This is a genomic window from Halomonas sp. Cn5-12 (assembly GCF_021532545.1).
Lineage (GTDB): Bacteria > Pseudomonadota > Gammaproteobacteria > Pseudomonadales > Halomonadaceae > Vreelandella > Vreelandella aquamarina.
On the sequence record NZ_JAKGAY010000005.1, the window covers coordinates 129,251 to 148,995 of the forward strand.

A 19,745-nucleotide genomic window follows, 5' to 3' on the forward strand; every position below is an offset into this window, starting at 1 on the left:
AGCACATGAATACCTATCGCTCCCGTAATAGCCACTGCGGGGTGATCTCGTGCTGGCCGTTTTCATCAGTGATAAACAGCGAACCGTCACTAATCATGACGGCCCAGTTAATCGCCCTCGGTAGGCCTGCTGCCACGGTGGCCAGCGCCTCTTGCGGCAATCCAGCGACGTGCACATTTTTCAAGGAAGCGACGGCGGGCAGCACTTTGCTTTCCCAAATATCCACGCGGCCATACGCCAGCAGCGAGACCCGCTCAGCGCGGCGCGAACACCAGGTTAAGCGCTCGGCGTCGGGCAAACCGACCTCTATCCAGTGCAGCACTCGGCCATCCAGGCTTTTTTCCCACAAGGCGGGCTCATCCACATTGGACAGCCCACGCCCGAATGCCAGCGATTCGCTGTACCAGAGAATATAAGCGATCAGCCGCGCGCACAGCCGCTCTTCCGTTTCAGAGGGATGGCGGGCCACCGTGAAACGCAACGTTTCATAGACGTTGCGATCCAGGTCAGTCAGGTTAACGTCGACTTTGTAGGGGGTAGCACTTAGCGCCATAACATGAATCTCAACATTCTCTAATGATATGCGCGCCAGTGTAGCGGATTTGAGTGATCATCGCGCAGCCATCCACGCACTACGCACTAGCCTATCGCGCGTTCGTCGCTCAACAGAGTGGCATACTTCACTGTTTCTGCTTCATGCATCGGCTCACGCCATGTCTCTTTCAACGCAGCGGCATACCAATCTTGCATGGCGGGTAGGTCTAACAGGCGCTGCACATAAGCAAGGGAGACTTCACTCAGCGTCAAGTTGAAGGTTTGTATACGAAACGCCACGGGGGCATAAAACGCATCCACCGCAGTGAAGCGGTCTCCTGCTAGAAACGGGCCGCCAAAACGCGCAAGCCCCTCCTGCCACAGCGCATCTAACCGTGCCATATTGCTTTTCAGCCCTGGGGAAAGCTCGTTCATCGCCACGCGGACGCCACAGTTCATGGAACACTCATCCCGCAACGCACCAAAGCTGCTATGCATCTCGGCACTGGCGGAGCGCGCCCAGGCCCGTGCCTCACGCTCTTGCGGCCATACGTTCGGGTGTGTTTCCGCCACGTACTCTACAATCGCCAGCGAGTCCCACACGGCGACATTGTGATCGTTATCCACTAGGCACGGCACCAAGCCGGACGGCGAAAAGCGCTTGAACGTGGTGTAGCTATCCCCAAAGCCACCTTCAAAGGGCATCAGATGCTCATTAAAGGGAATTTCCAGCGCTTTCAGCAGCACCCAAGGGCGCAGCGACCAGGAAGAGTAGTTCTTATTGGCGATATATAGATCAAACATGCCGCGCTCCTTATGGTGAAAATAAAATTAGCTAGCCCTATCTTGCTGCCTGCACCAGTGTATTACCTCCGAGCCCCATTAATACGCCTCCGCCAATCCGTTGAATCAACCGGGAAGAGCCATGAGACGTTTGCAGCCATGCGCGAAGCGGGCTGGCCAATAGCACCACCACCACATCCGCTGACGAGAACAGCACGTTGGTGGCAATGCCTAACCAAAGCAATTGCCATGCGACCGGCATGGCAATATCGGGCTGCACAAATTGCGGCAGAAACGCCACGAAGAAAAGCGCCGTTTTAGGGTTAAGCACTTCCACCAGAAAGCTATCGCGCAGTACCCGCTTGGTTGAAGCGAGCGGGAGTTCGTCACTGCTCGTGCGAATGCCTTGTTGCCATAAACGCACGCCCATCCAGAGCAAATAGAGTCCACCGATGATTTTCATCGCGAGATAGGCAGGTGGAATGGCCGCAAACAGCAGCGCTAACCCCAGTGCGGCGGCGATAACATGCACATAGCAACCAAGATGCACCCCAGCCACCGCCAACCAGCCCGCCCGTCGGCCACGTCCCAGCGTTTGTGCTGCGGTGTATAACATCGCAGGCCCGGGTAAATAGGCAAACCCCAGCGCGGCAAGAAGAAAGGCGGCCCACTGCATCGCGGTCACTCCGGCATAGTAAGAAATAGTAAGCCTGAGAATAAAATAAGGGGTGACGCGTGCGCCACCCCTCAAATAAGTAAAACTCGAAAAAAGAGAGCTTAGAAAAAAGAGAGCTTAGAAATTGGGTTTGCGCTTCTCGACAAAGGCGCTCATGCCCTCTTTCTGCTCCTGGCCTGCAAAGCAGAAGGCGAACAGGCTGGTTTCCAGCGCCAGGGCGCTATCGAGGTCCTGATCCATGCCGTCATGCACGGCCTGCTTGGCGCCGCGTACCGACTGCGGCCCGTTACCCTTCAGCTGCTTGGTAAGCTCTTCAACATAGCTCTCAAGCTCGGCCTGGGGCATTACCCGGTTGACCAGGCCAATGCGCAGCGCTTCCTGGGCATCGATTTTGCGCCCGGTGGTGACCAAATCAATCGCCATGGCGGGGCCGACTCGGCGCGGCAAACGCTGGGTACCGCCAAAGCCAGGAATGACACCTAACAGGACTTCCGGCTGGCCGAAGACCGCGTTGTCGCTGGCGACGGCCCAGTCGCAGGCCAGCGCCAGTTCGCAGCCGCCGCCAAGGCAAAACCCGTTCACCAGCGCGACCACCGGCACGGGCAGCGTTTCAAGTCGCTTGATGGTACGTAACGCTTGGCTGGCAAATGCGCGGGCCTCTTCGGGGGTTTTATCCCGCATTTCGGTGATATCTGCCCCGGCCACAAAGGATTTTTCCCCAGCACCGGTAATCAATACCGCCCGCAGGTTGGGGTGCGCTTCAAGCTCGACTAAATACGCTTCCAAAGCGCTGAGCACTTCGCTGTTCAGCGCGTTCAAGGCTTTGGGACGATTAATGGTCAGGCGTACCACGCCATCGTTATCAACCTTCTCGATCACTGCGTCGCTCATGGCGGCTCCTTAATTGTTATTGCGCGTAGAAGTGGTTACCACTCAACCCTAGCGAACGCTTGGTTGGGTGGCAATCACTTCTTTTGTCGCCCCCCCCTAAGCTCGCAGCCTGCTATTCGTAGATATAGAACCCACGGCCACTCTTGCGGCCCAGATAGCCTGCGGCCACCATGCGCTTGAGCAGCGGGCAGGGGCGGTACTTGGGATCGCCAAAACCTTCCTGCAGCACCTCCATAATCGCGAGGCATACATCTAGGCCGATCAAATCCGCCAGCGCCAGCGGCCCCATCGGGTGGGCAGCACCCAGCTTCATGGCCTCATCGATGGCTTCCGGCGTCGCGGTGCCTTCCTGCACGATAAACGCGGCCTCATTGATCATCGGCACCAGCAAACGGTTCACGGCAAAACCCGGCGCATCGCCCACCGGCACAGCGGTTTTGCCCAGCGCCTTGGTCAGCGCTTCGATGCGCTCTACGGTGGCATCCGAGGTCTGCTCGGCGCGGATCACCTCGACCAACTTGAGTACCGGCACCGGGTTGAAGAAGTGCATGCCTACCACCCGCTCAGGGCGCTCGCAGACCGCCGCCAGCCGAGTCAGTGATAGAGACGACGTGTTCGACGCCAAAATAGCGTCGCTACTTAAATGGCTAATATCCCGAAACAGCTTCTCTTTCAGCGCAGGCTGTTCAGGGGCTGCCTCGATAATCACGCTGCAGTCGCTCAGCGCATCTAGCGCCGTGGTGGTAGAGAGTCGAGCGAGTGCTTCTTGCTTGCCCTCTGCGGTCATCTTCTCTTTGGCAACAAGCTTCTCAAGCCCTTTATCGATGGCTCCTTTGGCGTGGGTGAGCTGCTCGTCGGCGACATCGTACAGCTGTACGTTAAAGCCACTGGCGGCCACCACTTGAGCAATCCCCTGCCCCATGGTGCCTGCGCCTACCACGCCAATCCGCTGTTCGCTCATTGCTGTTCCCCTGACTGGTGCTGTTTGGCTTCTTCGCGCAGCACGAATTTTTGAATTTTGCCCGTAGACGTTTTGGGCAGTTCGCTAAAAATCACCGTTTTGGGCACCTTAAAGCTCGCGAGATGCTTACGGCAGTGGGCGATAATATCCGCCTCGGTGACCTCGCCGTAGCCAATTTTTAGTTTGACGAACGCGCAGGGCGTTTCGCCCCACTTTTCATCCGGCTTCGCGACGACCGCCGCCTCTTCAACCGCTGGATGGCTGTAAATGGCATCTTCCACTTCGATGGTGGAGATATTTTCACCGCCGGAAATGATGATATCTTTCGAGCGGTCCTTAATCTCGATATAGCCATCGGCATGCCATACCGCTAAATCACCGGTATGGTACCAGCCGCCCTCCAGCGCTTTTTCCGTCGCCTCGGCGTTTTTGAGATACCCCTTCATCACGTTGTTGCCGCGCATCAGGATTTCGCCGATGGTTTGACCATCCTTGGCAACGGGTTCCAGCGTGACTGGATCGGCGACGCAGAGCGCTTCCAGCATGTGGTAGCGCACCCCTTGGCGGGCCTTGATTTTGGCACGGGTCTCCAGTGGCAGCTCGTTCCACGCCTCGCGCCAAGCACATACCGTGACCGGGCCGTACACCTCGGTAAGCCCGTAAACGTGGGTCACTTCGATGCCCAGCTTTTCCACCCCTGCAATCACCGAGGCGGGCGGCGCGGCACCGGCGGTGGTCACTTTTACCGGATGATCAAACACCCGCTTTTGATCGGCCGGTAGGTTCACCAACCCATTGAGCACAATCGGCGCGCCGCTGAAGTGGGTGACGCCCTCTTCGGCGATCAGGTCGGTGATGCGTTTGGGATCCACCTTGCGCAGGCACACGCTAACGCCCGCATTGGCGGCAATGGTCCAGGGGAAGCACCAGCCGTTGCAGTGGAACATCGGCAGCGTCCACAGATACACCGGGTGGTGGGGCATGGCCCACTCGAGAATGTTGCTCACCGCGTTCAGGTAGGCACCGCGATGGTGATACACCACGCCCTTGGGCTTGCCAGTGGTGCCGGAGGTGTAGTTCAGCGAAATCGCCTGCCACTCGTCGCTGGGCAGCCGGTAGGCGTAATCAGGGTCGCCCTCGGCCAGTAGCGCTTCGTACTCCAGCTCGCCAATGCCTTGGGTCTCGCCCAAAAATTCCGGGTCGGCCACATCGATAATCAGCGGCTTGCTTTCCAACTTGGCAACCGCCGCTTGAATCACCTCGGCAAACTCAGGGTCTACCAGAATCACCTTGGCTTCGCCGTGGGCCAGCATATAGCTAATGGCGTCGGCATCGAGGCGAATATTGAGCGTATTCAGCACGCAGCCCGCCAGCGGCACGCCGAAGTGAGCCTCGAACATCGCGGGAATATTGGGCAGCATGGCGGCCACCGTTTGCCCAGGTTGAATGTCGCGCTTTTCCAGCGCTGAGGCTAGCTGGCGGCAGCGTGTCCAGGTCTCGGCCCAGGTGCGGCGCGTCGTGCCATGCACCACAGCCGGATAATCGGGATAGATGGCCGCCGAGCGCTCGATAAAGGTGAGCGGCGAGAGCGGCACATGGTTGGCAGCGGTTGGCGGTAAGTCTTGTTCAAAGATGGAGGTCATGATCGGTTCCTGCACTCTCGCTGTTGTTATAGGACGTTTTATTATCGGACACTTATAACGAATACCGCCGCCCTTAAGGCGGCGGGGACGTTAGTAGGCGGCGCTATCAAACTGGCCAAAACAGTGCCAGCCGGCCTCGACCACGGCACGCTGGGCGCGGCCAACCGGCAGCCATTGGTGAATGGCAAACTCGGCGCTGCACAGTTTGGTGCGGTAAAAAGGCTCATCGCTGCCGCCGTCTACAGCCTGTTGGGCATGCAGCGCTGCAATGCCCATTTGCCAAGCGCACAGTACGTGCCCGGCAAGGTTCAACAGCGGCGTGGCGTACGCCTGTACGGCATCGGGACCGTGTTCAGGGTCGCTGCCCTGCTCCAGTACCAAGGCCATGGCGGCGCGCAGGTCGTCAGCGCCCGCCGCAAGCGCACTGCCCATGCTGGCCAGCGACGCTTCACCCCGCAGCGCTTCGGCCGTTTTATGCACGTCATCGATCAGCGCAGAGAGTGCCGCACCGCCGTCTCGCTGCAGTTTTCGGCCGGCCAAGTCCAGCGCTTGAATGCCGTTGGTGCCTTCATAGATAGGCGCAATGCGCGCATCCCGCAATAGCTGGGCCGCGCCGGTCTCTTCCACGTAGCCCATGCCGCCGTGTACCTGCACGCCCATGGAGGCGATATCCACCGCTTGGTCGGTCGAGAAACTCTTCACAATCGGGATCAGAACATCGGCGCAGGCCTGAGCGGCTTGGCGTTCGGCGTCGCTCTCTGCGCGGCGAGCGATATCTAACTGCCCGGCACAGTAGAGCGCCAGGGCACGCAGCGCATCGGTACGGGCACGCATGGAGAGCAGCATCCGGCGCACGTCAAAGTGATCGCTAATGGTGCACTCGCTGCCGCCCCGCTGTTTGGGGGAGCGGCCCTGAGTGCGGTCATTCGCGTAGGCCAAGGCGTGCTGGCAGGCGCGTTCGGCCACGCCAATCCCTTGGATCCCGACCTTATGGCGCGCCTCGTTCATCATGGTGAACATGTGGTTGAGCCCGCGCCCCTCCTCCCCCACCAGATAGCCTACGGCACCGCCGTTTTCCCCAAAGCTCAGCGTGCAAGTGGGCGAGCCGTGAATGCCGAGCTTGTGCTCGATGGAGGCGCAGGTGACGTCGTTACGCTCGCCAAGCGAGCCATCGTCGTTCACCAGAAATTTGGGAACCAGGAACAGCGAAATACCCTTATTACCTTCCGGGGCATCGGGCTTGCGGGCAAGGACGAGGTGAATGATGTTCTCGGCAGCGTCGTGCTCGCCCCAGGTGATGTAGATTTTTTGGCCGCTGATGCGGTAGTGATCGCCTTCCGGAACGGCTTTGGTGCGCACTTTGGAGAGGTCCGACCCCGCCTGGGGTTCGGTGAGGTTCATGGTGCCGGTCCAGGAGCCCTCAACCAGCTTGGGCAGGTAGGTCGCTTTTAAGGCATCGCTGCCGTGATGGGCCAGCGCCTCGATGGCACCGGCGGTGAGCATCGGGCATAGCCCTAACGCCATGTTCGCGCCGTGGAGCATCTCCTGCACCGCACTGGCAACCACTTCGGGTAGGTTCTGCCCGCCCAGCTCTTCAGACACGCCAATACCGTTCCAGCCGCCCTCCACATACGCTTGATAGGCGGCGGCAAAGCCTTCAGGAGTGGTGACGCTGCCATCAGTATGGCGCTTAGCCCCCTGGCGGTCGCCCGTGCTGTTGAGCGGGCCCCAGACATCGCCCGCCAGTTTCGCAGCCTCTTCCAGCACAGCCTCGACGAGATCAGGCGTCGCCTCTTCAAACCCCGGCAACGCCAAGGAGCGGTGCGCTAACATCTCTTCGAGCACAAAGCGCAGATCTCGGACCGGCGCGGCGTAATAATTCATGGCAAAACCCCAGGCAAATGCGGTGAAATAGTAAAAACACTATCGCTGATAGTAGTTTCCCTACTTTCGCCACACCATTAGCCCAAGGTCTCACCTTACTCGATATTGCAGTTCACCTACCGACGCACCTCGGTTTCTACATCGTCGTAATAGGTAATATGGCTCTCGTCTTCCTGAGGCGGCCCTACTACGGGTTCGGCCACGTCGACCTCAGGCACAACGTCAGACAGGTCTTCCAGGTGCTCGTGCTCAAGCGCCCCTTGTACCAGCTCCTCGGTCACCACCAGCTCAGCACCTGCGGCGGTCATCGGCGCAGTGGCCGTAAACGGTGCCACCGGTACCGGTGCCGGGCGAACACTACGACGCCAGCCGAAGAACAGCACGAAGAATAGACTCAGTGAGCCAAACGCCCAGAACAAGCCAGCATCGCCCATGGCGGTCATCACCGGCGAGATCATCAGCGGGCTGATGGTGGCACCAATCGAGTTAATCAACAAAAGGCCTTGGCTCATGCGCACCAGTGCACCGGCAGGCGCGCGGTCGGCGGCATGACTAACGGCCACCGGGTAAAGCGCAAAGACGCCGCCGCCCAGCAAAAAGAGCAGCACGGCGAGCAGCGGCGTGGAGAGCGGCAACCACAGCATGGCCGCTGAAATCACTACGCAGAAGGCGCTGATACCAATCAGCACCATTTGGCGATCATGGCGATCCGACCAGCGGCCAATGGGGTACTGCAGCAACATCGCGCCAAGGACGAGCACGGCCATCATCTGACCTACCTCGTTTACGCTCATACCAATGCGCTGTAGATAAAGCGGCAGCAGCGTATAAGCAGCGGCCACCACCATGCCGGAACCTAGACTGCCCATCACGCCGGTGGGTGTCATGGTAATCAAGCGGAGAGGCGGTAGCGGCTCGGCGTGTTCGATGAGCGGCGACACGCGGGGAATCATCGCCATCGGCAGTACCGAGAGCGACGCCAACAGGCCAATCACCATAAAGGGCGCGGTGTCGCCCATGGCGCTGGTGACACCGAGCATAAGCTGCCCCAGCACCCCAGCGGCGTAAAGGGAGATCATGTACAGTGCCAGCAGGCGGCCACGCACTTTCTGGTCGCCCGCGGTCAACAGCCAGCTCTCGATGACCAGATAGACGCCTACCGTGGCCCAACCGCCCACCAGGCGCAGGGCAAACCACGCCCAAGGGTCGAAGAACAACCCCTGCAACAGCACGGTGACGGCCACCAGCGATGCAAAACTGCCGTAAGCACGAATATGGCCAATGCGCAGCAACAGGCGATCATTAAACATGGCCCCCAGGGCCAGGCCGATGAAATAGGCTGACGAGACAATCCCGATCACCGTCGCCGATTCACCTGCTGCGTCTAAGCGCACGGTAATCAGCGTGGCGAGAAAGCCATTGCCAATCCCAAGAATAAACAGCCCTAGTAGGGGCGCTAACGCCATGGCCAGCAGTTGCCGCGACATGCGTACCTCACCTTGCTCAATGGATGAATCGTTGCCGTTAACACGCCATCACATCAAACAGGCAAGAAAACGGGCGCGCAATTATTGCTTCCATAGGCGCAAAGTCAATGCTTTTTCGCCCTTATAGCAAGCAGATTAGTGTTTTCTAAAAATTACCACGTCGTTGCCAGTAAATTCGACTGTTAAACCCTGTTCAGCCGCCCACCAGCGGAAGGTCGCTTCACTAAAAAAGCAGACGTGGGTTGGGTCGTTAATATAGTGCCAGCGGGCGAAGGCTTGCTGGCTCGTCACTCGCTTGGTCATCAGCCCAAGATAGCCTCCGGGTAGCAGTTGCGCGACCCGCTGGTTCAGCGCCTCGCCCGGTGCCGCCAAGTGCTCCACTACTTCGGTGGCGGTAATGAAGTCATACTGGCGAGTCAGATTCGCGGCATGGGGCGCGTAAAAGATGTCATACACATCTATATCAAAGCCCGCTTCCTCAAACATCACCGAGAGCGTTGGCCCAGGGCCGCAGCCAAAATCCAGCCCTCTTGCGCCAGGAGCTAGCTTTGTTGCCAACGGATTAAATAAACGCCCCAAAAAGCGCCGATATCCCGTATCCTGCGGCGAGTTTTGGTGCTGGTCGTACTCGGCTTTTTCGGCGGCAGCGGTTAAATGCTGCTCGCTAGGCACAAACACTAGCGCACACGTGGCACACTGGTAGTAATCACGGCGACGGTCTTGGTGGTACAGCGCAGACTCCTGCGCGTGGCATAGCGGACAGCGTCGCATCATCGTATTCTCTGGTTTTACGTTTGTATTAAGGAAAGAGGCATGCTCTCAGGTCTGGATCATCTTGTGGTTACCGTGACCGATATGGGTCGCGCAGTGGATTTTTACTCTCGTGTATTAGGCCTGGATGTACGCTATCGGGACGCTCAGCGCGTTGACTTGATGCTGGGTGACACGGCCCTGCGCTTGCACCAAACCGATACCGATATCGCGCCCATTTCAGCCACGCCAACACCGGGCAGCCTGGATTTATGCCTGCGCTGCCAGCTACCGCTGGACGAGTTTAAGCAGCACCTGGATGCACTGGCCATCGAGGTCGAGCTTGGCCCCGTGGCCCGCCAGGGTGCCAGCGGCCCCATCGAGTCGATTTACCTGCGCGACCCCGACGGCAACCTGCTGGAAATCTGCCGCCCGGCAGCGCGTTAAGCGCTCAACCCTAGGCGTGGGTGGCCTGCGGGTGATAAGTCGCACTGCCCACGCTATCATAGCGCGCAGAGAAGGTGTCCGCAGGATGCTCGAATTAAACTGAATAGAAAAGGTACGCCCATGCGTGATGACGCCCCATTGGAAGGCGAAGTGGTTAACCACCACACTTCGTCGGAAGAGACCTCCCCCGCCCCAGACACCACCATGGCCATGGTGATTTACGCTCTCTACCTGGCAAGCTTTGTGTTGGGTTTTACGTCACTAATCGGCGTGATTATTGCTTATGTCTACCGCGGCAAAGGTCCAGTATGGCTAGATGAGCACTACCGCTATCAGATCCGCACCTTCTGGATTGGCCTGCTCTACGGCAGTATCGCTACGCTGCTTACCCTGATTCTTGTTGGCTTCCCCATGCTGTTGGCGTTGGTCGTGTGGTTTATCGTGCGCTGCGTAAAGGGCTTTAAAGGGCTGCAGGAGAAGCGCGCGCCCTCCAATGTCGATAGCTGGCTACTGTAACCCATGACCGAACAGGCAACTCCCCCTGCATCGCGCTTTCAAGCCCGTGCCATTGCAACGCTATGGCGCACGCTCTCCCGCTGGCCGGTGCGCTGGCTCTGGCGCATTGCGGCTCTGGTCGGCCCGCAGGTGTATCGCTTTAGCAAACGCGAGCGCAAGGTAACCGAGATCAATCTGAAGGTGGTCTACCCCGACGCGCCTGCCAATCAACGGCAATCCCTGGCCAAACAGAGCCTACAGCACTCCACCGCGACGATGCTGGAACTCGGTCACGCCTGGATGGCCCCGCCCGAGAAGGTAGAAGCCAGCATTCTAGCGGTACATGGCCGCGACAAGCTGGATAGCGCCCGGGCCGAGGGGCGCGGCGTGATCGTGCTTGCTCCTCACTTTGGAAACTGGGAAGTGCTGAACTTTTGGCTTTCCAGCCACTTTCCGTTTACCGCTATGTACGAGCCGCCCAAAATCGCAGGGCTGGAGCCGATTATCCGCCATGGCCGCGAGCGCATGGGGGCAAAGCTCGTGCCCACTAACCCACGGGGCGTGGCGGCGCTGCTCAAAGCGCTGAAACGTAGCGAGGCCATTGGTATTTTGCCGGACCAAGAGCCGGACTGGGGTAGCGGCGTGTTTGCGCCGTTCTATGGCCGCGATTCCTATACCGCGACGCTGTTACCCAAGCTGGTGGCGCGCACACAGGCACGGGTGGTCACCGGTGTGGCCCTGCGTATTCCTGGCAAAGGCTTCGATATCCACTTCCTAGACGCTGACGAGCGGGTGTATAGCGCTGATGATACAGAGTCAGCTACCGGCGTGAATGCCAGCGTTGAAGCCTCCATTGCCCTGGATCCGGCGCAGTATCAGTGGGAGTACAAACGCTACCGCAAAGTGGTGGAAGAGCAGCAAGGGCTGCCTAACGCCAACGATTTCCGTCTCTATTAAGTGAGGATGGGCATGACTGAGCAGTACCTCCCCAAACAGGATACGCGTCCCACGCAAATTATTTATGCCCTCTATTTAGCAGGGCTGGTCACGGCTAATGTCACGCTATTGATCGGTGTGATTATCGCCTATGTCTATCGCAAAGAAGCAGCGCCTTGGCTACAGGCCCACTACCGCTACCTCATCCGCACGTTCTGGATCGGCAGCCTCTACTTTATCGTCACGTTTACCCTGAGCCTGATCTTTATCGGGACACTGCTCTGGCCGCTGCTGGTGGTATGGCTAGGCGTGCGCTGCATTATCGGTTGGGTGGCGGTGAGTAAAGGCCAGCCACCGGCACGGCCCGGTAGCTGGCTCTGGTAAGTGCGCTCAATTACTCATCGCTGTGGCGAGCGTACACGTCATCCAACCGCTCGATATCATCCTCGCCCAGGTAACTGCCAGACTGTACTTCGATCAGCTCCAGCGGGATTTTGCCCGGGTTCTCCAAACGGTGCAGTGCGCCAATGGGGATGTAAGTCGACTGGTTCTCGCTGACCAAAAACGTGCGTTCATCCAGCGTCACCTTAGCCGTGCCGCTGACCACCACCCAGTGCTCGGCGCGGTGGTGGTGGCGCTGTAGCGAAAGCCGCGCCCCAGGGCGCACGGTAATATGCTTCACTTGGTAGCGCTCGCCGCTGTTCATGGCTTGAAAGCTGCCCCAAGGGCGGTGTACCTGCGGCGAGGTATGCGGCTCGCTGCGCCCAGCCTGGGTCAGCGCCGCGACGAGCTGCTTAACGCCCTGCGCCTTGTCGCGATGGGCCACCAGTACACTGTCCGAGGTTTCCACCACGATCAGGTCTTCAACGCCAAGTGTGGCCACCAATCGGTGGTTCGCTACCACTAACGAGCGCTGAGTATCGCTCAACACCCCATCTCCGGTGACCACATTGCCCGCTGCATCAATCGTATGGGTCGCCATCAGCGCATCGAAGCTGCCTATATCGCTCCATTGGGCATCCAAAGGCACCACGGCAGCCTGGGAGCAGTGCTCCATGACCGCGTAATCGATCGATTCGCTGGGGCAGCGCTGGAACGCCTGCTCGTCCAAGCGCAGAAAATCCAAATCACGCTGGGCGCGGGCTACGGCTTCTTGGCAGGCGGCCAGCATGTCTGGCTGAAGCCGTTCAAGTTCCGCCAAATAGCGGGAGGCACGCAGCAAGAACATACCGCTATTCCAGAGCGTATCGCCCTGCTCAAGCAATGCTTTGGCGCGCTCTAGCGCGGGTTTTTCGATGAACGCCTCCAGATGGTGCCCTGCCCCCAGCGCATTGCCACAGGCAATGTAGCCGTAGCCGGTTTCTGGGTGCGTCGGCACCACGCCAAAGGTGACCAAATAGCCCTGCTCTGCGAGCGGTTCAGCACGCTGCACGCTATCGGTAAACGCTAGCGCATCGCCTATCACGTGGTCTGCAGGTAACACCAGCAGCAGCGGGTCTTCGCCCGATTGCCTTGCCAGCAGTGCCGCGCAAGCAATCGCCGGGGCGGTATTGCGCCCTGCTGGCTCTAGTACGATCTGGCCCTTTTGCTGAACTTCGCGAAGTTGCTCGGCCATTAAGAACCGGTGCGAGTGGTGGCCTATCAGCATCGGCGGTAGCGTCGTCAAGCCCTCAAGGCGGGTGAGCGTTTGCTGAAGCAGGCTCTGCTCGCCGGTTAAGCGCAAAAACTGTTTGGGCATCTGCTCGCGGGAGAGCGGCCAAAGCCGGGTGCCGCTGCCACCGCTCAGAATAACCGGTTGAATCATGGTGTCGTCCTTGGTGATGGTGCTGAAGGGCCAAAGTCTTGCTGCAGCCAGTGGCGCAGCTGGCTCATATGCAGCGCATCCTGCGGGCGAGCCAGTATTTCGTCTTCGTCAATCGGCGCAAGGCCCAGATGAAGATGCTGTATTTTACCGCCACCGGTTATTGCCTGTGGGCCAAGCGCTTGGAGCAGGGGCACTTCCGGGTGCCGTTATCCGCCTCCCGGATCACGCGCCGGTTTGGAGCCGCGAAGCGGCGAAAAATCGGTCGCTGTACAGCCGATTGTTAAATCTTTTTTGTGTACGGTATCCTGACCATGGTCAACATCCTGTACAGGAGCAACCTTATGGATGCCATTAGCTACACAGCCGCTAGAACCAATCTAGCAAAAACCATGGAGCAGGTCTGTGAAGACCATTCCCCTGTGATCATCACCCGGAACAAGTCGCAGTCCGTGGTAATGATCTCCCTAGAGGACTACGAGGCGCTGCAAGAGACTGCATACCTTCTGCGCGCACCAAAAAACGCACGGCGTTTGCTGGAATCCGTTGCCGAGCTGGAGCAAGGCGGTGGTCAAGAAAAGGAACTTCTTGAATGAAACTCATCTTCTCCGAGAACGCCTGGGAAGACTATCTGTACTGGCAGAAAACCGACAAAAAGATACTTAACCGAATCAACAAACTGATCAAAGAGACCAAACGAGAACCGTTCGAAGGTGTTGGCAAACCAGAGCCCCTCAAACACAGCCTCGCCGGGTACTGGTCTCGCCGGATCAACGAAGAACACCGAATAGCTTACAAAGTCACGGATGACGCTTTGCTTATCGCCCAGCTCCGGTATCACCACTGATTATGCATTAATCGTAGTGGCTCCAGAGTCTGAGGACTTTCACCACTTGCTCGTCCTCCAGTACTTGGTAGACCAGGCGATGCTGAATATTAATGCGGCGCGAATAGGCCCCCGCAAGATCACCAATTAGCTTCTCAAACGGAGGCGGCTTGCGATAAGGATCTTCCGCTATTAGCGCTAACAGTTCTTGAGCTTTTGGTTTGAGGCCGCTGGAGGCCAACTTTTTTGCATCTTTCTGGGCTTGCTTGGTGTAAACCAGCTTCCATGTCACCAGTCCAGCTCCTCATCGCATTCCTCGACCGGGGTATCCATCCCCTCACGAATAGACTCCCGCATACCTGGCACGGAGAGCAGGTAAAGTGTTTCTTGAATGGCAGACCAGTCTTCTTCGGATACCAGAACAGCTTTGTTCCGCTTACCCATAATGACGATTGGTTGGTGGGACTCGGCGGTCTCGTCAATCAACCGATAAAGGTTGCTGCGCGCCTCAGTTGCTGTGATTCCGGCCATGACGCACCTCTTGCGTGTTTAACTTTTCACCAAGTGTACGCCTATAGGTACGTACGTCAAGACGAGCGTCCTGGCTAACGCCGAAGCGCACCGGTGACTTTGACGTAGCGAAGCAGGGACAAAGGCATCCGAGTGACGCGCCTGGTTAGCTGTTCCCAAGCATGTACGCACGAAGCTGCCGCTCCTCTCGCATGACATAGAGGACGAGAACCCGCTTCTTATCCTCACGATAAAAAATGCGACACGGTGGAACCACTACCTCCCTGTATACCGAATTAGGGAGCTCTGGAGGAATCCGTCCGGATTGGGGAAAATCTTCCAAGCGCTCGGTCTTATCGAAAACTTCTTGGACCAGATGACTTGCGGCAACAGGATTATCCAGAGCAATGTACTCAGCGATGGCATCCAGTTCTTGCAGAGCAGGCTCCGTCCAGATTACTTCAGCCATTTACTCATTTTCTCCCTGGCCTCACTTTGGCTGTACGTTCTTCCCTCAAGTACAGCACGCTCTCCCCGTGAGAGCCCCTCAAGCAGCTCAAGTCGGCGCTGCATAAACTCGTAATCCTGCACATCGACAAGATATGCCGATGGCTGACCATGCTCCGTGATCAGTATCGGCTCTTTAGACAAGTGCAGATCTGCCAGAATCTTTGTGGCTTGGCGCTTGAGGTTCGTAACAAGCTCAACTTTCATGGGCTCACCCTAAATCAGACTGATAGTGACACTATAGTATCACTTTTCAGGTGAGGCAATCACAGCTAACGCCAGCCAGCATGCGCGGCTACGGAATGTAGGCGAAGCCGGAATGTAGTAGCCGTCGCCGTGCCTGGTCTTGTTAGGGCCTTTGAATAGGGATAGCATAATCGTATCGTCATTTGCGGAGGCTCCATGGCTACCGAAACATTAGACCACCTACGCTCCCAGATTTCGACTCTCTCCGAGTCGGAACGTGCAGCGTTGGCTCGGGAGCTCATAATGAGTCTGGACGGCCCCCGTGACGACTCGGTAGAACAGGCGTGGAACGATGAAATTGTTCGCCGTGTGTCCAATGTCAAAAGCGGAAAAGCCACGCTGCTCAGCCGTGAAGAATTTCGATCAAAGATGAGAGCGAGGTTGGGCCAGTAACAGTGCGAAAGGTAAGGATACTGGAAGAGGCCTCGCAGGAAGCGATAGAGGCAGCAGCATGGTATGAATATGAGCAGCCTGGACTCGGAGCCGAGTTTTTCGCTGCTGTTGATGCAGCTATCGACGTTATTGAAGAAGACTTCCTCCCTTTATCACCTCTCCCCAAAGAAGCCGGCGATACCGGTGCAAGACGCCTGATTCTGGAGCGCTTCCCATACGATATAGTCGCCATTGAACTGCCAGAAGAGGCTATAGTCATTGCGGTTGCTCACCATTCCCGAAAACCTGGCTATTGGCTGGGACGCAGTAAGCCCTAACGCTGAGGTAACCGGCGCCGGAGCGCAACGGAGGGAACCAAAAGCGGCACGCTTTTGGGGTCCGGTTGACCGCTTGGTTAACTGATTAATCTGCCCGAATTATCGCCGTAACTGCTGACTCTGGAACCTTTATCTTGCCTCCATAGGACCAGCCTTGGTATTCCCATCTGGGATCTGGGCCAATACCCACTAGTTCACCGCTAACGAGATCGGGGGCGCATTCTTCGACAAGGATATAGAAGTCTATGGAATCTCCCGCCCGAATCGTCACGGTGTCATTTGGTCTCGGCGGCCCCTGGTTCAATTTCGCATCGTTGCCGACAAACATTCGGCCGAATTTAGGCGGAAGCGGATTTTCAAACTCCTTGTACATGGCATATTCCTTTTGACAGTTAACACCTGAGTTAAGCCGGACCGCGCACGCGGCCGAGGCGGGTGCAACGATACCACAGCACCAAGCCGAGTCCGCGAAGCGGTCTCGGCTTGAACGAATTGTTAGGCTTGCTAGCCAGGTAGCTTTGCCGCAAGTACATCAACGTTTTCGATGGACGGGGGCTCGGAGAACAACTCACCTGCCTTTTCCATCAACGCGGCTGCGACCTTGCCGGAGAGATGGGCCTGCCGACCCGCTTCATCCGGGAAAGCATCAAAGATTCCGAAAGTGCTTGGTCCAAGGCGAATGCCAAACCACGCAGTAGTGTCAGGCTCCTCATTGACGATGGGAAGGCCACTCACAAGGAAGTTCTCAACCTCTTTCTCTTTTCCGGGTTTCGCTTCAAGGCGAACGAACAAGGCTACTTTGACCATGGCATGTCTCCTGTTGTTAAAACGACATCACGATGCGCGATGTTCTCTTGCAAGTCTAACGCCTTGAATAAGCCGCCGATTTGGAGCGGCAGCGGAAAATCGGTCGGCTTGATTCACTTGTTAGGTTTTGTACGAAAAGTTGGCTCGCAAGCAACGGCCGATGCACGCCACGCATACCATCGCCTTAAAGCTACTTGCCAGCTTTTCATAGCGTGTGGCGATGCGGCGACATTCTTTAAGCCAACCAAAGCAGCGTTCTATCGCATTCCGTTGCCGATATTTGGGTTTGTCGAACCGCCTGGGTAGCCCAGGCCGGGTTCTTCGGTGCATGTTGCGCTGAGCAATCACGGATTTCATGCCGTGCCTGTCGCAATAATGACGCAGCTCATCGCTGTCGTATCCTTTATCAGCCACCATATAGCGACTACGTTTGCGAGGACGCCCGACGCCACCTGGTAGATGGATGCTCTCTAATGTCGCAACGAAGTGCCGAGAATCTGCCTCTTGACCAGGAGACAGCGTGAACGCCAGTGGCCAGCCATGACGATCACAAACCAAATGAATTTTGGTTGTTAAACCGCCGCGGCTACGGCCGAGCGCGTGGTCTAACGGTTCTTTCGAGCCCCCTTTTTACCGCCTCCAGCGGCAGCGCGTGTGGCTCGCACGGAAGTGGCATCGATCATCCACGTGTCTAGGTCCATAAGCCCATCTTCACGTAATTTGAGCTGCAAGCGAGAAAGTACCGCTTCAAAGGTGCCGTCATCACGCCACTTGCGGAACCGGTCATAAACCGTCGACCAAGGACCATATCGCTCGGGTAAATCACGCCATTTGGCGCCAGAACACAGCACCCAGAAGATACCATTGAGCATTTTTCGGTCATCCCGCCTGGGCCTGCCCATGGTTTGAGGAGGCGCCACGATATCTTCAATCTGTGCCCAGCCGTCATCAGAGATCTCGTAACGTCCGACCATTTTTTTCCCCTATGCTGCTTTTGCATAGGTAAAATTAGCAGATAAGGCTTTTCGTACAAAACCTAGGCAATATCCTATTATGACAAGTAACTGTTGAGATTATCCGAAGCTTTTAATATTTCATAAACAGAATCAACGCGCCTCGCTTCAGATTTTTTAACATCATTTACAATCTCCGAATACTGAGGTTCCGGTAAAACTGGGATTTCTAAATTGCCAATTGCTTTCGGGGTGTTGTAATCCTGGACAGAGCCTTTCTTAACCTGCTGAACTGTGTTTTGACCAAATTTACTTATCAAAACTGAGTAAACATACTCTGGATCAACAATGCTTTTTTCAATCCTGATAATATTAATATTATCTGAAACTGCCCACCCATCTAAGTCTTCTCCAATAAGCTTAACAATGCCCATTGTGCCCACACGAGTAAGTACAATATCACCTTCTCTAACAATGTATCTTTCCAAATTTTTTGTTTCAGTTTTAGAGATATATTTTACTTTTTGGGGAATGTATTGCGTTATGTGCGTTCCTGACAAAAACGGAATCCCATACTTTTCCTCAACGTAGACGCGCCTTGTCCTCGGCGGCGTATATATCTCGGAGCACAAGCTTGACAGCCTTTTATAAGATATTGATCTATTATTAATTTTCTTGTTTTGGTTCTTTGGATTATGATAATTCGGAAGCAAACTTTTTAATACATCGTTCGGCCTAACAGAAAAGCACATTTTTGTATTTAAGCTTTTCCCATTTTTGAATCGCCGATATTCTTCAAGAACCTCTGGCAGGTCATCATCGAGAATATTTTGCCCCTGAGAATCGAGGATTTGAGTGCCATGCTTGTCTCTTTTGAAGATTGCCTTACCTCTTTGATTTTTACCAACCTTTTCTACTTGCGCCATGAACACATCACCTTGATCGCCTTCAGCCTTGTTCCTCAGAAAGATCAAGCATGTTTGAGTCCCGGTATACGGTTGAAAGGTTTCCGAAGGAAGCTGAATTACTGCTTCAATAAAGCAGTTTTCAAAAATCCATTCCTTAATATGCCGATCTTCATCATTGCTCAAATCGCCTACAGGAAGAACTATTCCGGCAATAGATTCAGAGCCGGGTTTCAAAAGACGAACGCAACGCTCGATAAAAAGTACCGAAGGTCTTACAGCAGATCTCTTTGATTTAGTCGTGCCCGTCTTATCGTAAAAATCTGCTAACTCATATTCACGCACCAAATCGCCTACAACTTTGATGTCTTTACCGAAAGGAGGGTTGGTTAAAACAATATCAAAATTCTTTTCTCTCAACTCCTTTCTTCCAAACGCCTGTAGATCTTTTCTAACATCTAAGCTGTTGGCGGAAAAAATCCCACCCGTCCCATCACCGACGATAGACATATAAGCCTTTGTTATCTTGACTAGGTCACGCTCTTGATCTAAGCCAAATAACGTCTTTTTGTATATATCTTTTTTATGCGTAATCAGCCTATCTAAGGGCACTCTCTTACCCAAAGTGCTGTCCAAAACTCGACTTATACGGTGTAAAACCTAAATAATAAAACCACCAGACCCACAAGCTGTGGTCAATCATTCGCTGACCTGGCTGAGGGTCAACGATATCTACAGCGAAATTTACTACATTTCTGGGAGTAAAAAACTGGCCGTTATCTTCTTTAAGCGACTCTGAAGTAAATACTTCAAACGCATTTGCTACATTGTCAGACCTTGAATTAATCCTGAATCCGTGAGACCGCCCCCCGGAAGCACTTCTAACCCACTGACCTGCATGGCAATATAGCCATTATCGCCATTCACCCAGACAGTGCCATGCCCAACATAAAGTTCCGCGCCAGTCGCCGCACCCTCACCAGCCACGCCGGG

Annotated in this window: 28 protein-coding genes; 9 read left to right on the plus strand and 19 right to left on the minus strand. The window is 56.0% G+C overall.

Annotation, left to right across the window (positions count from 1 at the left end; translation table 11 throughout):
* Window positions 1-13 precede the first annotated feature (13 nt).
* The 9 genes from L1249_RS04960 to L1249_RS05000 all read right to left on the minus strand — a co-directional run bounded on the left by L1249_RS04960 (window position 14) and on the right by L1249_RS05000 (window position 9,633).
* Entirely contained in the window at window positions 14-553 is a 540-nt protein-coding gene (locus L1249_RS04960; RefSeq protein ID WP_137093229.1) for a YaeQ family protein, read from the minus strand.
* Between the two features lie 86 nt (window positions 554-639).
* Window positions 640-1,338, minus strand: coding sequence for a glutathione S-transferase family protein (locus L1249_RS04965; RefSeq protein WP_044627914.1), 699 nt, complete (start codon window positions 1,336-1,338; stop codon window positions 640-642).
* Between the two features lie 37 nt (window positions 1,339-1,375).
* Window positions 1,376-1,993, minus strand: a complete 618-nt coding sequence (locus tag L1249_RS04970) for a LysE family translocator (protein ID WP_044627915.1) — start codon at window positions 1,991-1,993, stop codon at window positions 1,376-1,378.
* A gap of 117 nt (window positions 1,994-2,110) precedes the next feature.
* A complete protein-coding gene (locus tag L1249_RS04975) occupies window positions 2,111-2,884 on the minus strand; it encodes an enoyl-CoA hydratase-related protein (RefSeq protein WP_137093231.1) in 774 nt (257 codons plus the stop codon).
* A gap of 112 nt (window positions 2,885-2,996) precedes the next feature.
* Window positions 2,997-3,893, minus strand: coding sequence for a 3-hydroxybutyryl-CoA dehydrogenase (locus tag L1249_RS04980; protein ID WP_228168537.1), 897 nt, complete (start codon window positions 3,891-3,893; stop codon window positions 2,997-2,999).
* On the minus strand, window positions 3,842-5,488 hold the full coding sequence (locus L1249_RS04985; protein ID WP_062359336.1) for an acyl-CoA synthetase: 1,647 nt from the start codon (window positions 5,486-5,488) through the stop codon (window positions 3,842-3,844). The genes L1249_RS04980 and L1249_RS04985 overlap by 52 nt, the downstream gene beginning before the upstream one ends.
* 90 nt (window positions 5,489-5,578) lie before the next feature.
* Window positions 5,579-7,372 (minus strand): acyl-CoA dehydrogenase, encoded by a 1,794-nt coding sequence (locus L1249_RS04990; RefSeq protein ID WP_228168532.1) that lies wholly within the window; start codon window positions 7,370-7,372, stop codon window positions 5,579-5,581.
* A gap of 116 nt (window positions 7,373-7,488) precedes the next feature.
* Window positions 7,489-8,859 (minus strand): MFS transporter, encoded by a 1,371-nt coding sequence (locus L1249_RS04995; RefSeq protein ID WP_062373503.1) that lies wholly within the window; start codon window positions 8,857-8,859, stop codon window positions 7,489-7,491.
* 135 nt (window positions 8,860-8,994) lie between these two features.
* The gene (locus L1249_RS05000) at window positions 8,995-9,633 is read right to left on the minus strand and encodes a class I SAM-dependent methyltransferase (protein WP_137093238.1); all 639 of its coding nucleotides are present in this window, start codon (window positions 9,631-9,633) and stop codon (window positions 8,995-8,997) included.
* Between the two features lie 39 nt (window positions 9,634-9,672).
* On the opposite strand from L1249_RS05000, the gene L1249_RS05005 reads away from it, so the two are divergent.
* From L1249_RS05005 to L1249_RS05020, 4 genes are all read left to right on the plus strand, one after another.
* Complete coding sequence (locus tag L1249_RS05005) at window positions 9,673-10,056, plus strand: VOC family protein (protein WP_044627922.1); 384 nt, start codon at window positions 9,673-9,675, stop codon at window positions 10,054-10,056.
* Between the two features lie 120 nt (window positions 10,057-10,176).
* On the plus strand, window positions 10,177-10,572 hold the full coding sequence (locus L1249_RS05010; protein ID WP_044627923.1) for a DUF4870 family protein: 396 nt from the start codon (window positions 10,177-10,179) through the stop codon (window positions 10,570-10,572).
* Window positions 10,573-10,575: 3 nt separating this feature from the next.
* Complete coding sequence (locus L1249_RS05015; protein WP_172416002.1) at window positions 10,576-11,508, plus strand: lysophospholipid acyltransferase family protein; 933 nt, start codon at window positions 10,576-10,578, stop codon at window positions 11,506-11,508.
* 12 nt (window positions 11,509-11,520) lie between these two features.
* Window positions 11,521-11,871 carry a DUF4870 family protein gene (locus L1249_RS05020; RefSeq protein WP_062359339.1) on the plus strand — a complete coding sequence of 117 codons (351 nt, stop codon included), beginning with the start codon at window positions 11,521-11,523 and terminating at the stop codon, window positions 11,869-11,871.
* Window positions 11,872-11,881: 10 nt separating this feature from the next.
* On the opposite strand, the gene L1249_RS05025 is transcribed toward L1249_RS05020, so the two are convergent.
* Window positions 11,882-13,291: a mannose-1-phosphate guanylyltransferase/mannose-6-phosphate isomerase gene (locus L1249_RS05025; protein ID WP_062359340.1), complete on the minus strand. Its 1,410-nt coding sequence runs from the start codon at window positions 13,289-13,291 to the stop codon at window positions 11,882-11,884.
* Window positions 13,292-13,359: 68 nt separating this feature from the next.
* Here L1249_RS05025 and tnpB point away from each other — a divergent pair, with 68 nt between their 5' ends.
* The 3 genes from tnpB to L1249_RS05040 are packed head-to-tail and all read left to right on the plus strand — an operon-like array spanning window position 13,360 to window position 14,135.
* Window positions 13,360-13,575, plus strand: coding sequence for an IS66 family insertion sequence element accessory protein TnpB (gene tnpB / locus L1249_RS05030; protein ID WP_137093240.1), 216 nt, complete (start codon window positions 13,360-13,362; stop codon window positions 13,573-13,575).
* A 57-nt stretch (window positions 13,576-13,632) separates the two neighbouring features.
* Window positions 13,633-13,884: a type II toxin-antitoxin system Phd/YefM family antitoxin gene (locus L1249_RS05035; protein ID WP_044627927.1), complete on the plus strand. Its 252-nt coding sequence runs from the start codon at window positions 13,633-13,635 to the stop codon at window positions 13,882-13,884.
* Window positions 13,881-14,135: a Txe/YoeB family addiction module toxin gene (locus tag L1249_RS05040; protein WP_044627928.1), complete on the plus strand. Its 255-nt coding sequence runs from the start codon at window positions 13,881-13,883 to the stop codon at window positions 14,133-14,135. The genes L1249_RS05035 and L1249_RS05040 overlap by 4 nt, the downstream gene beginning before the upstream one ends.
* A 7-nt stretch (window positions 14,136-14,142) precedes the next feature.
* Here L1249_RS05040 and L1249_RS05045 read toward each other — a convergent pair whose 3' ends face one another.
* From L1249_RS05045 to L1249_RS05060, 4 genes are all read right to left on the minus strand, one after another.
* Window positions 14,143-14,406 carry a Txe/YoeB family addiction module toxin gene (locus L1249_RS05045; RefSeq protein ID WP_044627929.1) on the minus strand — a complete coding sequence of 88 codons (264 nt, stop codon included), beginning with the start codon at window positions 14,404-14,406 and terminating at the stop codon, window positions 14,143-14,145.
* The gene (locus L1249_RS05050; protein WP_044627930.1) at window positions 14,403-14,645 is read right to left on the minus strand and encodes a type II toxin-antitoxin system Phd/YefM family antitoxin; all 243 of its coding nucleotides are present in this window, start codon (window positions 14,643-14,645) and stop codon (window positions 14,403-14,405) included. Before L1249_RS05050 ends, L1249_RS05045 begins: the two co-directional genes overlap by 4 nt.
* Window positions 14,646-14,790: 145 nt before the next feature.
* Window positions 14,791-15,093, minus strand: a complete 303-nt coding sequence (locus tag L1249_RS05055; protein WP_061332717.1) for a type II toxin-antitoxin system RelE/ParE family toxin — start codon at window positions 15,091-15,093, stop codon at window positions 14,791-14,793.
* Window positions 15,081-15,338, minus strand: a complete 258-nt coding sequence (locus tag L1249_RS05060) for a type II toxin-antitoxin system Phd/YefM family antitoxin (RefSeq protein WP_022992576.1) — start codon at window positions 15,336-15,338, stop codon at window positions 15,081-15,083. Before L1249_RS05060 ends, L1249_RS05055 begins: the two co-directional genes overlap by 13 nt.
* A 195-nt stretch (window positions 15,339-15,533) precedes the next feature.
* Between L1249_RS05060 and L1249_RS17435 the strand changes: the two genes are divergently transcribed.
* On the plus strand, window positions 15,534-15,770 hold the full coding sequence (locus L1249_RS17435; protein ID WP_054640924.1) for an addiction module protein: 237 nt from the start codon (window positions 15,534-15,536) through the stop codon (window positions 15,768-15,770).
* Window positions 15,771-15,772: 2 nt separating this feature from the next.
* Complete coding sequence (locus tag L1249_RS05070; RefSeq protein ID WP_044630801.1) at window positions 15,773-16,087, plus strand: type II toxin-antitoxin system RelE/ParE family toxin; 315 nt, start codon at window positions 15,773-15,775, stop codon at window positions 16,085-16,087.
* An 85-nt stretch (window positions 16,088-16,172) separates the two neighbouring features.
* Here the strand turns inward: L1249_RS05070 and L1249_RS05075 are convergent, their stop codons facing one another.
* The 5 genes from L1249_RS05075 to L1249_RS17665 form a co-directional block, all read right to left on the minus strand.
* A complete protein-coding gene (locus L1249_RS05075) occupies window positions 16,173-16,460 on the minus strand; it encodes a hypothetical protein (RefSeq protein ID WP_062359341.1) in 288 nt (95 codons plus the stop codon).
* 131 nt (window positions 16,461-16,591) lie between these two features.
* On the minus strand, window positions 16,592-16,894 hold the full coding sequence (locus L1249_RS05080; RefSeq protein ID WP_054640923.1) for a putative quinol monooxygenase: 303 nt from the start codon (window positions 16,892-16,894) through the stop codon (window positions 16,592-16,594).
* A gap of 120 nt (window positions 16,895-17,014) precedes the next feature.
* A protein-coding gene (locus tag L1249_RS05085; protein WP_137095258.1) for an IS5 family transposase occupies window positions 17,015-17,868 on the minus strand; the annotation gives its coding sequence in 2 pieces (ribosomal slippage) (window positions 17,015-17,526 and window positions 17,526-17,868; 855 coding nt in all).
* 77 nt (window positions 17,869-17,945) lie between these two features.
* Entirely contained in the window at window positions 17,946-19,364 is a 1,419-nt protein-coding gene (locus L1249_RS17440) for an N-6 DNA methylase (protein WP_137095209.1), read from the minus strand.
* Between the two features lie 4 nt (window positions 19,365-19,368).
* On the minus strand, window positions 19,369-19,599 hold the full coding sequence (locus tag L1249_RS17665; RefSeq protein WP_390903903.1) for an N-6 DNA methylase: 231 nt from the start codon (window positions 19,597-19,599) through the stop codon (window positions 19,369-19,371).
* Between the last annotated feature and the right edge of the window lie 146 nt (window positions 19,600-19,745).

Bases quoted from the DNA above. Each gene is read 5' to 3' on its own strand.
- L1249_RS04960 (WP_137093229.1), bottom strand. From the start codon at position 553: ATGGCGCTAAGTGCTACCCCCTACAAAGTCGACGTTAACCTGACTGAC.
- L1249_RS04965 (WP_044627914.1), bottom strand. From the start codon at position 1,338: ATGTTTGATCTATATATCGCCAATAAGAACTACTCTTCCTGGTCGCTG.
- L1249_RS04970 (WP_044627915.1), bottom strand. From the start codon at position 1,993: ATGCAGTGGGCCGCCTTTCTTCTTGCCGCGCTGGGGTTTGCCTATTTA.
- L1249_RS04975 (WP_137093231.1), bottom strand. From the start codon at position 2,884: ATGAGCGACGCAGTGATCGAGAAGGTTGATAACGATGGCGTGGTACGC.
- L1249_RS04985 (WP_062359336.1), bottom strand. From the start codon at position 5,488: ATGACCTCCATCTTTGAACAAGACTTACCGCCAACCGCTGCCAACCAT.
- L1249_RS04990 (WP_228168532.1), bottom strand. From the start codon at position 7,372: ATGAATTATTACGCCGCGCCGGTCCGAGATCTGCGCTTTGTGCTCGAA.
- L1249_RS04995 (WP_062373503.1), bottom strand. From the start codon at position 8,859: ATGTCGCGGCAACTGCTGGCCATGGCGTTAGCGCCCCTACTAGGGCTG.
- L1249_RS05000 (WP_137093238.1), bottom strand. From the start codon at position 9,633: ATGATGCGACGCTGTCCGCTATGCCACGCGCAGGAGTCTGCGCTGTAC.
- L1249_RS05005 (WP_044627922.1), top strand. From the start codon at position 9,673: ATGCTCTCAGGTCTGGATCATCTTGTGGTTACCGTGACCGATATGGGT.
- L1249_RS05010 (WP_044627923.1), top strand. From the start codon at position 10,177: ATGCGTGATGACGCCCCATTGGAAGGCGAAGTGGTTAACCACCACACT.
- L1249_RS05015 (WP_172416002.1), top strand. From the start codon at position 10,576: ATGACCGAACAGGCAACTCCCCCTGCATCGCGCTTTCAAGCCCGTGCC.
- L1249_RS05020 (WP_062359339.1), top strand. From the start codon at position 11,521: ATGACTGAGCAGTACCTCCCCAAACAGGATACGCGTCCCACGCAAATT.
- L1249_RS05025 (WP_062359340.1), bottom strand. From the start codon at position 13,291: ATGATTCAACCGGTTATTCTGAGCGGTGGCAGCGGCACCCGGCTTTGG.
- tnpB (WP_137093240.1), top strand. From the start codon at position 13,360: ATGCAGCGCATCCTGCGGGCGAGCCAGTATTTCGTCTTCGTCAATCGG.
- L1249_RS05035 (WP_044627927.1), top strand. From the start codon at position 13,633: ATGGATGCCATTAGCTACACAGCCGCTAGAACCAATCTAGCAAAAACC.
- L1249_RS05040 (WP_044627928.1), top strand. From the start codon at position 13,881: ATGAAACTCATCTTCTCCGAGAACGCCTGGGAAGACTATCTGTACTGG.
- L1249_RS05050 (WP_044627930.1), bottom strand. From the start codon at position 14,645: ATGGCCGGAATCACAGCAACTGAGGCGCGCAGCAACCTTTATCGGTTG.
- L1249_RS05055 (WP_061332717.1), bottom strand. From the start codon at position 15,093: ATGGCTGAAGTAATCTGGACGGAGCCTGCTCTGCAAGAACTGGATGCC.
- L1249_RS05060 (WP_022992576.1), bottom strand. From the start codon at position 15,338: ATGAAAGTTGAGCTTGTTACGAACCTCAAGCGCCAAGCCACAAAGATT.
- L1249_RS17435 (WP_054640924.1), top strand. From the start codon at position 15,534: ATGGCTACCGAAACATTAGACCACCTACGCTCCCAGATTTCGACTCTC.
- L1249_RS05075 (WP_062359341.1), bottom strand. From the start codon at position 16,460: ATGTACAAGGAGTTTGAAAATCCGCTTCCGCCTAAATTCGGCCGAATG.
- L1249_RS05080 (WP_054640923.1), bottom strand. From the start codon at position 16,894: ATGGTCAAAGTAGCCTTGTTCGTTCGCCTTGAAGCGAAACCCGGAAAA.